Source organism: Methylobacterium sp. NEAU K, from assembly GCF_030700285.1.
GTDB lineage: Bacteria > Pseudomonadota > Alphaproteobacteria > Rhizobiales > Beijerinckiaceae > Methylobacterium.
Window position 1 is genome coordinate 1 of sequence record NZ_JAUYZJ010000015.1, and the last position, 11,861, is coordinate 11,861.

At 71.2% G+C, this 11,861-nt stretch carries 13 protein-coding genes; 2 read left to right on the forward strand and 11 right to left on the reverse strand.

Annotation, left to right across the window (positions count from 1 at the left end; all coding sequences use genetic code 11):
• On the reverse strand, positions 1–1,190 hold a 1,190-nt coding region (gene tuf, locus Q8W67_RS13750; RefSeq protein WP_305546344.1), incomplete at its 3' end, for an elongation factor Tu.
• Between the two features lie 307 nt (positions 1,191–1,497).
• On the opposite strand from tuf, the gene Q8W67_RS13755 reads away from it, so the two are divergent.
• Entirely contained in the window at positions 1,498–2,358 is an 861-nt protein-coding gene (locus Q8W67_RS13755; protein WP_305546346.1) for an outer membrane protein, read from the forward strand.
• 488 nt (positions 2,359–2,846) lie between these two features.
• Here Q8W67_RS13755 and phnN read toward each other — a convergent pair whose 3' ends face one another.
• Genes phnN through phnG form a run of 8 tightly spaced genes read right to left on the reverse strand, consistent with a single transcriptional unit; the run spans position 2,847 to position 9,062 of the window.
• The gene (gene phnN, locus Q8W67_RS13760; protein ID WP_305546348.1) at positions 2,847–3,377 is read right to left on the reverse strand and encodes a phosphonate metabolism protein/1,5-bisphosphokinase (PRPP-forming) PhnN; all 531 of its coding nucleotides are present in this window, start codon (positions 3,375–3,377) and stop codon (positions 2,847–2,849) included.
• Complete coding sequence (locus tag Q8W67_RS13765; protein ID WP_305546350.1) at positions 3,377–4,513, reverse strand: alpha-D-ribose 1-methylphosphonate 5-triphosphate diphosphatase; 1,137 nt, start codon at positions 4,511–4,513, stop codon at positions 3,377–3,379. The genes phnN and Q8W67_RS13765 overlap by 1 nt, the downstream gene beginning before the upstream one ends.
• A gap of 9 nt (positions 4,514–4,522) precedes the next feature.
• Positions 4,523–5,227: a phosphonate C-P lyase system protein PhnL gene (phnL, locus tag Q8W67_RS13770; RefSeq protein ID WP_305546352.1), complete on the reverse strand. Its 705-nt coding sequence runs from the start codon at positions 5,225–5,227 to the stop codon at positions 4,523–4,525.
• The gene (gene phnK, locus Q8W67_RS13775; RefSeq protein ID WP_305546354.1) at positions 5,224–5,997 is read right to left on the reverse strand and encodes a phosphonate C-P lyase system protein PhnK; all 774 of its coding nucleotides are present in this window, start codon (positions 5,995–5,997) and stop codon (positions 5,224–5,226) included. The genes phnL and phnK overlap by 4 nt, the downstream gene beginning before the upstream one ends.
• Positions 5,994–6,899, reverse strand: coding sequence for an alpha-D-ribose 1-methylphosphonate 5-phosphate C-P-lyase PhnJ (locus Q8W67_RS13780; RefSeq protein WP_305546357.1), 906 nt, complete (start codon positions 6,897–6,899; stop codon positions 5,994–5,996). Before Q8W67_RS13780 ends, phnK begins: the two co-directional genes overlap by 4 nt.
• Positions 6,896–8,002, reverse strand: a complete 1,107-nt coding sequence (locus tag Q8W67_RS13785; protein WP_305546359.1) for a carbon-phosphorus lyase complex subunit PhnI — start codon at positions 8,000–8,002, stop codon at positions 6,896–6,898. Before Q8W67_RS13785 ends, Q8W67_RS13780 begins: the two co-directional genes overlap by 4 nt.
• A gap of 2 nt (positions 8,003–8,004) precedes the next feature.
• On the reverse strand, positions 8,005–8,592 hold the full coding sequence (phnH, locus tag Q8W67_RS13790) for a phosphonate C-P lyase system protein PhnH (protein ID WP_305546361.1): 588 nt from the start codon (positions 8,590–8,592) through the stop codon (positions 8,005–8,007).
• A gap of 2 nt (positions 8,593–8,594) precedes the next feature.
• A complete protein-coding gene (phnG, locus tag Q8W67_RS13795) occupies positions 8,595–9,062 on the reverse strand; it encodes a phosphonate C-P lyase system protein PhnG (protein ID WP_305546363.1) in 468 nt (155 codons plus the stop codon).
• 79 nt (positions 9,063–9,141) lie between these two features.
• Here phnG and phnF point away from each other — a divergent pair, with 79 nt between their 5' ends.
• Positions 9,142–9,885 carry a phosphonate metabolism transcriptional regulator PhnF gene (phnF, locus tag Q8W67_RS13800; protein ID WP_305546365.1) on the forward strand — a complete coding sequence of 248 codons (744 nt, stop codon included), beginning with the start codon at positions 9,142–9,144 and terminating at the stop codon, positions 9,883–9,885.
• Between the two features lie 223 nt (positions 9,886–10,108).
• Here phnF and phnE (Q8W67_RS13805) read toward each other — a convergent pair whose 3' ends face one another.
• Together phnE (Q8W67_RS13805) and phnE (Q8W67_RS13810) are read right to left on the reverse strand one after the other, a co-directional pair.
• The gene (gene phnE / locus Q8W67_RS13805; protein WP_305546367.1) at positions 10,109–10,978 is read right to left on the reverse strand and encodes a phosphonate ABC transporter, permease protein PhnE; all 870 of its coding nucleotides are present in this window, start codon (positions 10,976–10,978) and stop codon (positions 10,109–10,111) included.
• On the reverse strand, positions 10,975–11,856 hold the full coding sequence (gene phnE / locus Q8W67_RS13810) for a phosphonate ABC transporter, permease protein PhnE (RefSeq protein WP_305546369.1): 882 nt from the start codon (positions 11,854–11,856) through the stop codon (positions 10,975–10,977). Before phnE (Q8W67_RS13810) ends, phnE (Q8W67_RS13805) begins: the two co-directional genes overlap by 4 nt.
• Between the last annotated feature and the right edge of the window lie 5 nt (positions 11,857–11,861).

Below are 11,861 nucleotides of genomic sequence, written 5' to 3' on the forward strand. Positions count from 1 at the left end.
TACTCGTTGATGGCGGCGACGACGCCGGCACCGACGGTGCGGCCGCCCTCGCGGATGGCGAAGCGCAGCTTCTCCTCCATGGCCACCGGGACGATCAGCGTGACGTCCATGGTCACGTTGTCGCCCGGCATCACCATCTCGGTGCCCTCCGGCAGCGTGCACACCCCGGTCACGTCCGTGGTCCGGAAGTAGAACTGCGGCCGGTAGTTGGTGAAGAACGGCGTGTGGCGCCCGCCCTCCTCCTTGGTCAGGATGTAGGCCTCGGCCTTGAACTTCGTGTGCGGCTTCACCGAGCCCGGCTTGCACACCACTTGGCCCCGCTCGACGTCCTCGCGCTTGGTGCCGCGCAGCAGAACGCCGACGTTGTCGCCCGCCTGGCCCTGGTCGAGCAGCTTGCGGAACATCTCGACGCCCGTCACCGTCGTCTTGGTGGTCGCCCGGATGCCGACGATCTCGACTTCCTCGCCCACCTTGATGATCCCGCGCTCGACCCGGCCCGTCACCACCGTGCCGCGGCCCGAGATCGAGAACACGTCCTCGATCGGCATCAGGAACGGCATGTCGATCGGGCGCTCCGGCTGCGGGATGTAGCTGTCCACCGTCGCCATCAGCGCCAGGACGGCCTCCTTGCCGATCTTCGGCTCCTTGTCCTCCAGCGCCATCAGCGCCGAGCCCTTGGTGATCGGGATGTCGTCGCCCGGGAAGTCGTACTTCGACAGAAGCTCGCGCACCTCCAGCTCGACCAGCTCCAGAAGCTCCTCGTCGTCGACCATGTCGACCTTGTTGAGGAACACCACCAGCGCCGGAACGCCGACCTGACGCGCCAGCAGGATGTGCTCGCGGGTCTGCGGCATCGGGCCGTCGGCCGCCGACACGACCAGAATCGCGCCGTCCATCTGCGCCGCGCCCGTGATCATGTTCTTCACGTAATCGGCGTGCCCGGGGCAATCCACGTGCGCGTAGTGCCGGTTGGCCGTCTCGTACTCCACGTGCGCCGTCGAGATCGTGATCCCGCGCGCCTTCTCCTCCGGAGCCTTGTCGATCTGGTCGTAGGCCGTGAACGTCGCCCCGCCCGTCTCCGCCAGAACCTTCGTGATCGCAGCCGTCAACGACGTCTTGCCATGATCAACGTGGCCGATCGTGCCGATGTTGCAGTGCGGCTTCGAACGCGTGAATTTTTCCTTGGCCATGATTCCCGTTCCTGCGGCGGGGACCGCTCGGTCCCCCGGATCCTGGTCGGCCGCCCCGAACTCGGTCAGGGGCGAAAAACGCGGTCCGCTTAGAGGGTCGGCCGCTCGCGATCAAGGTCCGGCGCAAACCGCGGCCCGGCACGGCGCGGCGCTGTCAAGCTGCGGCCCCGGACCATGAACCGGTAAGTATTGATACCCGCCGATATCGGTGGACGCTTTCGGGCTACACTGTGGCATCGAGGGCATAGCGGAAGTGCGGCAGCCAAGCTTAACTGCGGCAACGATAGATCGCCTGGATCCCGCTATCATGATGAAGAAGCTTCTCCTCGCAAGCGCCGCGACGGCCCTGGTCTCGACGGCCGCCGTCGCCGCCGACCTGCCGCGCCGCGCCCCGCCGCCGGTGTTCACCCCGGTGCCGGTCTTCACCTGGACGGGCTTCTACGCCGGTCTCGAGTCGGCCTACACCTTCACGGATCGCGAGCGCATCACCACGGCCGGCGTCCTGCCGGGCAACGCCAACAACGTGGCGCTCGGGCGCCGTCCGGCGCTGACCTCGACCTCGCAGGACGGCTTCGCCAACATCGGCGGCACGGCCGGCTACAACTACCAGTTCACACCCGGCTCGGGCATCGTGGTCGGTGTCGCCAACAGCATCGACTGGACGGACATCACCAAGAACCGGGTCGTCCTCGGCACCGGCAACGTCGCGGGCGGCCCGCCGAACATCAGCCAGTACCGCCAGAGCCTCGACTGGCTCGGCACGCTCACGGGCCGCGTCGGCTACGCGTTCGACCGCGTGCTGGTGTACGGGATGGGCGGCCTCGCCTACGGCAACGTGTTCCACGACGCGAACTTCTACACCCCCGGCGGGGCCCTGCAGTTCGCCGGCCGCTACGACGACTTCAAGACCGGCTTCGCCTACGGCGGCGGCATCGAGTTCGCGCTGCCCACCGACAGCTTCCTGAACAACTTCGCGGTCGGCCGCTACCTCGGCATCAAGTACGACGCCATCACGGTCAAGGCCGAGTACCTGCACTACGATCTCGGCAGCCAGAGCGTGCTCGTCGGCGCCATCCCGGGCGTCGGCACCGGCGCGTACATCTCGCGCTTCCGGACCGAGGGCAGCATCGTCCGCGCCGGCTTCAACTACAAGTTCGGCGGCTTCTAGGCGTCAGAACGATCGGTCCGGGATCGCATTCCCGGGCCCCCCTTCGAGGGCGTGTGCCGGAACCGGCGCGCGCCCTTTTTCGTGCCCAAGCAAAGCCCCTGCAGGGATACGGCAACGGCATAGGGACTACGATACTCGCAGGGATGCCGGAATCACCCAGACGGCCGAGTCGTCACCTTGTCATCCCGGGGCCGCGACGTGCAGCCCGGGATCCCGATCCACCGCGGATCAAGACCTTGCACTGTCAGTGGCACCGGATTGACCGCCTCCGGCCTGCCCCTGCGGGTCCGGCCTCGCCTGCAGCGCCTCGGCGTGACGGGGCAGTCGATGGAACGGCCAATCTCATCACCGGCAGATGACAAGATCCGAGAGGTCAGCCCGCCGCTCGGACGAGCCCTTCTCTCGTCAGATCGCCCGGCGCGCGGGGACCACGCCCGCGTGCGCGCGAGCCGCGCCATGCGGCGGCCCCGACCTGGGATCGGCCCCGCTCAGCAGGCGCGCAGATGCGCGATCAGCCGTTCCGCCCCCGTCTCCGGAGCCCCGGTGTTGAGGATTCTCAGATCGGCATCGACCTGCGCCTCACGGGCGAGGCGTGCGGCGAGATCGCCATCCTCCGGCCGGCCCCGGGCCGCGAGGCGCCGCGCCAGGATCTCGGGGGGCGCCGCGATCTCGACGACGCTGACCTTCGGACAGGCCGCCCGGGCCTCGGTGACGATGCGACGGGAGACGTTGCAGACGACCACATGGCCGCCGGCCACCAGACGGCCCGCTTCCGCCGGGAGCGCATAGCCCAGGCCGTGGGCGCGCCAGCTCAGGATGAAGCGCCCCGCCGCGCAGCCTTCCGCGAAGCCGGCCTCGTCGATCTGGTCGTTGTCCTCGTCCGCCGACGGGGGGCGCGTCACGAGGCGACGGGGGAAGACGTAGCGCGGATCATCGGCCAGCGCCGTCCGGGCCAGCCGGATCAGCGTGTCCTTGCCGGCCCCGCTCGGGCCGACCACGAGGACGAGGCAGCCCGGCATCAGGCGACCCGCAGGCCGGCGCGCCAGACCTCGCGGACCACCGGCACGCCGTCGGCGCGCTTCACCCGCACCAGATCGGCCCGCAGGCCGGGTTCCAGGGCGCCGCGGTCGGTCAGGCCAGTGGCCCGGGCGGGGTTGATCGTGACGGTGGCCAGCGCCTCGGGGAGCGTGATCGAAGGAGCCTGCTCGGGCAGCAGGAAGGCCGCCATCAGCAGGCTCGCCGGCACGTAATCCGAGGACAGGATGTCGAGATGGCCGGCCTCTGCCAGTGCCAGGGCGGCGACGTTGCCGGAATGCGAGCCGCCGCGGATCAGGTTCGGCGCGCCCATCATCACGGTGATCCCCTGCCCGTGCGCGGCCTCCGCGGCCTCCAACGTGGTGGGGAACTCCGCGAGGGTCACGCCCTCGCCCGAAGCCAGCTCGACATCCGCCAGGGTGGTGTCATCATGGCTCGCGAGTGGGATCCCCATCTCGCGGGCGAACTGGACCAGGGCCGGCCGATTCTGCGCGTTGAGCGCCCGGCCGTCCCGGATCTTGCGCGCGGTGTTGGCGCGGATCTCGTCCAGGGGCCGGCCGCCGCGGGAAGCGTAGGTGTAGTACTTCTCCATGTCGCGGAACTGGCGCTGGCCCGGGGTGTGGTCCATCAGCGAGATCAGGCCCACCGGGTAGCGGGCCGTGAAGGCCGCCACCGTGTCGAGCACGTCCGTTGAGGGCAGCTCGCAGCGCAGATGCGTGCGGTGCTCCGCCCGGAACAGGTCGCCCTCCCGCGCGGCGGCGATCGCCCCAGCGAGTTGCTCCAGCTCCGAGCCCAGGCCGCTGCCGTCCGGATCGCTGCCGGCGCGCAGCGAATCGAACACCGTGGTGATGCCCGAGGCGGCGATCTGCGCGTCGTAGGCCAGGACCGCGCCGAGCGGGTGCCAGCGCACCTTGGGCCTGGGGGCGAAGTGGCTCTCGAGATGGTCGGTGTGCAGCTCGATCAGCCCCGGGATCAGGTGGTCGCCGCCGAAGTCGAGGCCGCGCACGGGCGCTCGCCCGGTGCCGATCTCGGCGATGGCCCCGTCGACCACGGCGAGCCAGCCGTGCTGCACTCGGTCCGGCAGGACCAGGGTCGCGTTCTCGATGATGAGATCGTCCATCGTGACTCCTCAGGCTGCCCGGGCTTGCGCGAAGCGCGTGACGTCGACCACCCGGGTGGCCACAGCGTCGCGCATCTCGCTGTCGTGGAAGATGCCGAGCACGCCGGCCCCGGCCGCCAGCTTCTCGCGCACCAGTTCGGCCACCACGGCGCGGTTGCGGGCGTCGAGGGAGGCGGTGGGCTCGTCGAGCAGGAGCAGCGGCCGGTCGGCGATCAGCCCCCGGGCGATGTTGACCCGCTGCTGCTCGCCTCCCGAGAAGGTCGCTGGGGGCAGGCTCCAGAGCCGTTCGGGCAGATTGAGCCGGGCGAGCAGGTCCTTTCCGCGCGCGCGGGCCGTCGCCGCGTCCAGGCCGCCCTCGCGGCCGGCGGCCTCGACCACGTCGAAGGCCGAGACCCGCGGGATCACCCGCAGGAATTGCGAAACGTAGGCGATGACCCGGGTCCGCAGGGACAGGACCACCCGCGGGTCGGCCCGAACCATATCGACCGCGGCGTCGCCGTCGCGGACCAGGATCGCCCCGGCGTCGCAGCGGTAATTGCCGTAGGCCATCTTCAGGAGCGAGGATTTGCCGGCCCCCGACGGTCCGCCGAGCACCACGCACTCACCCGCCGCCACCGAGAGGCTGACGCCGTCCACCACCGGCAGCACGACGCCGCCGCGCAGGTGCAGGGTGAAGCTCTTGGCGACATCCTGGAAGGTCAGAAGCGCGGTCATGCGGCGAGCACCGAGGAGACGAGGAGCTGGGTGTAGGCGTGCTCGGGATCGTCGAGCACCTGGTCGGTGAGCCCGGTCTCGATCACCCGGCCGGCGCGCATGACGGCGATTCGGTGCGAGAGCAGGCGCGCCACCGCGAGGTCATGGGTGACGATGATCACCGCCAGCCCGAGTTCCGCCGAGAGCCGCCGGATCAGGTCGAGGAGCCGGGCCTGGACCGAGACGTCGAGCCCCGAGGTCGGCTCGTCCATCAGCACGAGGCGCGGCCCGGTGACGAGGTTGCGGGCGATCTGCAGGCGCTGGCGCATGCCCCCCGAGAACTGGCTCGGCGGGTCGTCCACGCGGCCCGCCTCGATCTCGACCCGGCCGAGCCAGTCGAGCGCCTGCCCGCGGATGCGGCCGTAATGGCGCTCGCCCATCCCCATCAGCCGCTCGCCGACATTGCCGCCGGCCGACACCGCCATGCGCAGGCCCTGGCGCGCATCCTGCCGGACGAAGCCCCAATCGGTGCGCATCAGCCGGCGCAGCTCGGCCGGCCCGAGATCGGCGAGGTCCTGGGTCTGCCCGTCGCGCATCCGGTAGCGCACATGTCCCGAATCGGGGGCCAGCTCGCCGGCCAGCAGGGACAGGAGCGTCGACTTGCCCGAGCCCGATTCGCCCACGATCGCGAGCACCTCGCCCTCGGTCACGTCGAGATCGATCCCCGCGCAGGCCAGCCGGTTGCCGTAGGCCTTGCTCAGGCCGTGCGCGGAGAGGAGCGGCGCGCTCATCGGGTGGCCTCCGCGACCCGGGTCTCGCAGATGTCGGTATCCGAGCAGACGTACATCCGGCCTCCGGAATCGTCGGTGACCACCTCGTCGAGGTAATGGCCGCGGGCGCCGCAGAGCGCGCAGGGCGCGGTGAATTCCTGGACCCGGAACGGATGGTCCTCGAAATCGAGGCTGCGCACGCGGGTGTAGGGCGGCACCGCGTAGATGCGCCGCTCGCGCCCCGCCCCGAAGAGCTGAAGCGCCGGGCAATCGTCCATCTTGGGATTGTCGAATTTCGGCGTCGGCGACGGGTCCATCACGTAGCGGCCGGCCACCTCGACCGGATAGGCGTAGGTGGTGGCGATGTGGCCGTGGCGGCTGATGTCCTCGTAGAGCTTCACGTGCATGGCCCCGTACTCGGCGAGTGCGTGAAGCTGGCGGGTCTCGGTCTCTCGCGGCTCCAGGAAGCGCAGGGGCTCGGGGATCGGCACCTGATAGACCAGGGTCTGGCCCTCGGAGAGCGGCGTCTCGGGGATCCGGTGGCGGGTCTGGATGATCGTCGCCTCGGTGGTGCGGGTCGTGGTCGCGACCCCGGAGGTGCGGGCGAAGAAGCGGCGGATCGAGACCGCATTGGTGGTGTCGTCGGCGCCCTGGTCGATCACCTTGAGCACGTCCGCCCGCCCCAGGATCGCCGCCGTGACCTGCACGCCGCCGGTGCCCCAGCCATAGGGCATCGGCATCTCGCGGGAGGCGAAAGGCACCTGATAGCCCGGCACCGCGATGGCCTTGAGGATGGCCCGGCGGATCATCCGTTTCGTGCCCTCGTCGAGATAGGCGAAATTGTAGCCGGCTTCGGACGAACCCTCCTCCCCCTTTCGGGGCGGGAGATGACCCACCCGCTCGGGGATCCCTGTCGCGCTCATTCGGCGGCCTCCTGCATCCCGGCCCGGTCGCGGCCCTGCTCGAATTCGGCGCGCAGGCGCCGGACGAGCTCCAGCTCCGCCTGGAAATCGACGTAGTGGGGCAGCTTCAGGTGCTCGACGAAGCCGGTCGCCTGGAGGCTGTCGCAATGGGCGAGGACGAATTCCTGGTCCTGGGCCGGGCTTGCCACCGGCTCGCCGAGTTCCTCCGCACGAAGAGCCCGGTCGACCAGAGCCATCGCCATGGCCTTGCGCTCGCTCTGCCCGAAGCTGAGCCCGTAGCCGCGGGTGAATTGCGGCGGCGCCGCCCCCGAGCCCTTGAACTGGTTGACCATCTGGCACTCGGTGAGCCGGACCCGTCCGAGCGGCACCGCGAAGCCCAGCTCCTCCGGCACGAATTCCACCGCGACCTCGCCGACCCGGATCTCGCCCACGAACGGGTGGGTCCGGCCGTAGCCGCGCTGGGTCGAGTAGGCGAGGCCGAGCACGAAGCCCTCGTCGCCCCGCGCCAGCGCCTGGAGGCGCAGGGCCCGGTCAGCGGGGTAATCCACCGGCTCCCGGGTAAGGTCGCCCACGGGGGCGCCGTCATCCGGGGGAGAGGCCTCGATCAGGCCGTCCTGGGCCAGCAGGTCGGTGACCCGCGGGCAGGTCCCGGCATCGTCCCGCGGCTCCGCCTCGGCGGCCGGTTCGACGGCCCCCTCCGCGGCGAGGGCGAAATCGATCAGCCGGTGGGTGTAGTCGAAGGTCGGCCCGAGCACCTGGCCGCCGGGAAGATCCTTGAAGGTGGCCGAGACCCGGCGCTCCACCGCCATGGCGCCGGTATCGACGGGTGTCGAGGCGCCGAACCGCGGCAGCGTCGTCCGGTAGGCGCGGACCAGGAACACCGCCTCGACCACGTCGCCGCGGGCCTGCTTGAGGGCCAGAGCCGCGAGGTCGGGGTCGTAGAGCGAGCCCTCGGTCATCACCCGGTCGACCAGCAGCGCCATCTGCTCGCGGATCTGCGCGACGGAGAGTTCCGGCACGGCCGCATCGCCCCGGCGCGCCTCGGCGAGGAGCCGGTGGGCGTTGTCGATGGCGGCCTCTCCGCCCTTCACGGCCACGTACATGGCTAGCCCTCGGTGACGGCGGTGGAGCGCGGGAGACCGGCGACGCGGCCGGGGGCGGTGAGGATCAGGTCGACGCCCAGCGGGAAGCCCACACGGTTCCCGGCGCACTGGGCGACGAAGCCCTCCGGAAGCGGCGTCAGCGTCACGCGCACGGCGCCCTTGATGCCGGGGCCGGTGAGGCGAAGGCCCTCCCCCGGGGTGATGGCGTCGAGGGCGAGCACCAGGGTGGTGGCGGTGTCGGGATAGGCCGGCGTGCCTTGGGCGAACCGGTCGAGCGGGGGGCAGCGCGCCGGGTCGCGGATCAGCGCGAAGGCGGCCTGCGCCGGATCGTCGGTCAGGGGCGCCCCGGTGTGGAAGCGCAGATACGCGGCGACCTCGGGCACGTCGGCCAGGGCGGCGTCGAGCCAGACCGGCGTGTCGGCATCGGTGAGCGTCAGGGCGACGGCGGCGAGTTCAGGGGTCAGGGGCGCGGGCGGCGCGAGGCCGGGGGCGAGCGGCCGCGACAGGCCGGGCCGGGCGAGCGCGTCCATCACGGCGCGGAAGGTGCCCTGTGCGTCGTGGACCGGATCTGTGAAGCCGGCTGCGAGCATGCTCAATCCTCCCCGCGAGCCAGGGTCAGGAAGTCGACGCGGGTGGCGGCGGTGCGCCTTGCGGCCCGTTGACGTGCCGCGTCGGCCCGCCGGGCGGCAGGTTGCAGGGCCGCCTCGACCCGGGCGCGCCGGGCCGGGTCCTGCCAGAGGGCGTCGAGGGTCGCGGCGAGCCGCGCCTTCGCCCGGTCGCGGCCGAGATGATAGGCGAAGCCGGTAGTCCCATCCGGGACCCGGATCGCCGCCCGGGTCACGCTGACCTCGCCGAGGTTGAACGGCCGCCCGTCGCCGCCGATCCGGCCCGTGGCCATCACCAGCCCGGTCTCCGGCGGACGCAGATCCTCGGTGACCGAGACTTCGAGCGCCCGCAAGGCTGCGTCCAGATCGTCCCGGCTTGCATCGGCGCAGAGCGCCATCACGGCCTGCCGCGCCGCGATCTCCTCGCGTCCCGGGTCAATCGGGCTCGTCGCCATCGCGAATCCCTCAAACGGTTCGTTGTCTAGTCGTGTAGACAACTAGCGCGCCGTGCGCAAATGAAGTTTGGATGACGGCATGGATGCGCATGAGCAGGCGCCCGGCCTCGTCCGGGGAGAGGGGCTGACGGCGTGGCGGCAGATCGCCGACGCGCTCACGGCCGACGTCGTGGCGGGGCGGTACGCGCCGGGGCAGCAGTTGCCGACCGAGGCGGCGCTCGCCGCGCGCTTCGCCGTCAACCGGCATACGGTGCGGCGGGCGCTCGCCGCCCTGGCAGAGGGCGGCCTGGTGCGCGCGAGCCAGGGGCGGGGCACCTTCGTCGAGGAGGCGCCGCTCGCCTACCCGATCGGTCCGCGCACCCGCTTCTCCGAGATCGTCACCGGGGCGGGGCGCGAGGCCTGGGGCGACCTGGTCGCCTCGGTCACCGTCACGGCCGGCCCCGACCAGGCCGAGGCCCTGTCGCTGCCCCCCGGCGCGCCGGTGCTGGAACTGCTGACGATCCATCGCGCGGACGGCGCCCCGATCTCGACGGCGCAGACTTGGCTGCCGCTGCCGCGGTTTTCCGGTTTCGCAGATGCCTATGCCGCGCGCGGCTCGATCACCCGGGCGTTGGCGGCCTGCGGCGTCCACGACTACACCCGGCTCTCGACGCGCATCCGTGCCCGCCCGGCCGACGCCCGCGAGGCGGAGCGCCTCGACATCGCGCCCGGGCGGGTCGTCATGGTGGTGTCGAGCGTCAACGTCGACCCCGCGGGCGCGCGCATCCAGGCGAACCGGACCCTGTTCGCCGCCGACCGTGTCGAGCTGGTGATCGGCGGGTGAGGTCGTCCGAGCCCGCGATCGTATGATCGCGACCGCGCGGTGAGACTGAGACGACCCGACCCCGAACTCAGGGCTCCAGCGAGGGTGTGGAATTCCGCCGGCGCCTGCTCGTTCACAGCGTCACTCCGGGATCCGCTTCGCGGCCCCGGGGGTGACGCGGTGGTTTTTTATGCTGTAGGCGCTTCATCACCCGGCCGCCGGTCCTCTTCGTCAAACGAACGCTTCAGCGCGCGGCCGGCCCGATGATTGCCCGGCGCAGGCGGGTCGAGACCCAGTCGATCGCCGCCACGGTGACGAGAATCATCAGCACCAGGAACGCGACCTGCTTGAGTTCCAGCACGCGGATCAGTTCGGTGAGGTACTGGCCGATGCCGCCCGCCCCGACGATGCCGATGATCGTGGCCGAGCGGGTGTTCGATTCGAAGAAGTACAGCACCTGGCTCGCCAGCACCGGCAGGACCCCGGGGATCAGCCCGAAGCGGATGCGGTGGAGGGCGGAGCCGCCCGAGGCGACGACGCCCTCCCCCGGACGCCGGTCGCAAGTCTCGATCGCCTCCGCGAACAGCTTGCCCAACGCCCCGAAATCCGAGGACGCGATGGCGAGCGCCCCCGCGAAGGGACCGAGGCCGACGACATTGATCCAGATCAGCGCCCAGATCAGCACGTCCACCGAGCGCATCACGTCGAGGCCGCGGCGCACGGCGAAATGCGCGAACGGGTTGGGCACGACGTTTCGGGCGGCGAGAAGCGCCACCGGAAAGGCCAGGATCGCCGCCGTGAGGGTGCCCAGGAAGGCGATGCCGAGGGTCTCGCCCAGCGCGTGCAGGAAAATCCGGAGATGTCCTTCGGGGGACGGGGGCAGCATCAGCGCCGCGAAGGCGCCGAGGCGCCCGAGCCCGTTGAGGAGCCGCCCGAGCGAGAAGTCGAACTGCCAGAACCCGAACCCTGCGAGTCCGGCCAGGAGGCCGAGAACCGCCAGCGTGCGCGCCCGCGCGACCCGATCGGTGCGAAACTGCGCCGGATACCGGGCGCGCAGCCGCGGGAGGTCGGCCCGGGCCGCCGCCCGCAGGGCTTCGGGGCGGGCGGCGTTCATCGGGCGTCCTCCGGGCCGCTCAGCCGATGGCGGACCCGCTCCGTGGCGAGGTCGATGCAAACGACGGTCAGGATTATGAGAACGAGGATCGCACTCACGTCCGCGTAGTAGAAGTTGCGGATCGCGGCCAGGAACTCCTGGCCGATCCCGCCGGCGCCGACGAAGCCCAGCACCGCCGCACCGCGGACATTGATCTCGAAGCGCAGCAGCGCGTAGGAGGCGAAATTCGGGAGCACCTGCGGCACCACGGCGAAGCGTACGGTCTCGATCCACGAGGCGCCCGCGGCGGACAGGCCTTCGACGGGACGCATGTCGATGTTCTCGACCACCTCGGAGAACAGCTTGCCGAGCGCCCCCGTGGTGTGGATCGCGATGGCCAGCACGCCGACCATCGGCCCGAGGCCGAAGGCGATCACGAAGATCAGCGCGAACACCACGTCCGGGACGGTGCGGCACACCTCCAGGAAGCGCTTGGCGAGGATGCGCACCCCGCGCGACCGCACCAAGTTGGCGGCGGCGACGAAACTGAAGGCGAAGCCCGCGATCCCGCCGAGCAGCGTGCCGAGATAGGCCATCAGCAGGGTCTCGCCGAGGAGCGCCAGCCAGCCGGGCAGCCCCCAATACCAGGCGCGGACGTCCGCCAGCGGCTGCGCGAGGCCGATTGGCGGCAGGATCTGCGCGATATAGGCGGTGAACTTGCCGATGTTCTCCACGAAGACGAGCGGCCGCACCTCGGCGGCCAGCCCGGCGAGCAAGGCCAGCGCCGCGACGATGGCGAAGCCGGCCAGCGTGCGGCGGCGCGCGGCGCCGCTCGCCGCCGCGTACAGGCCGGAGAGGGCGGCTTCCCGCTCCGGCGGCAGGGGGGTCAGGCCGCGCAAGGCGG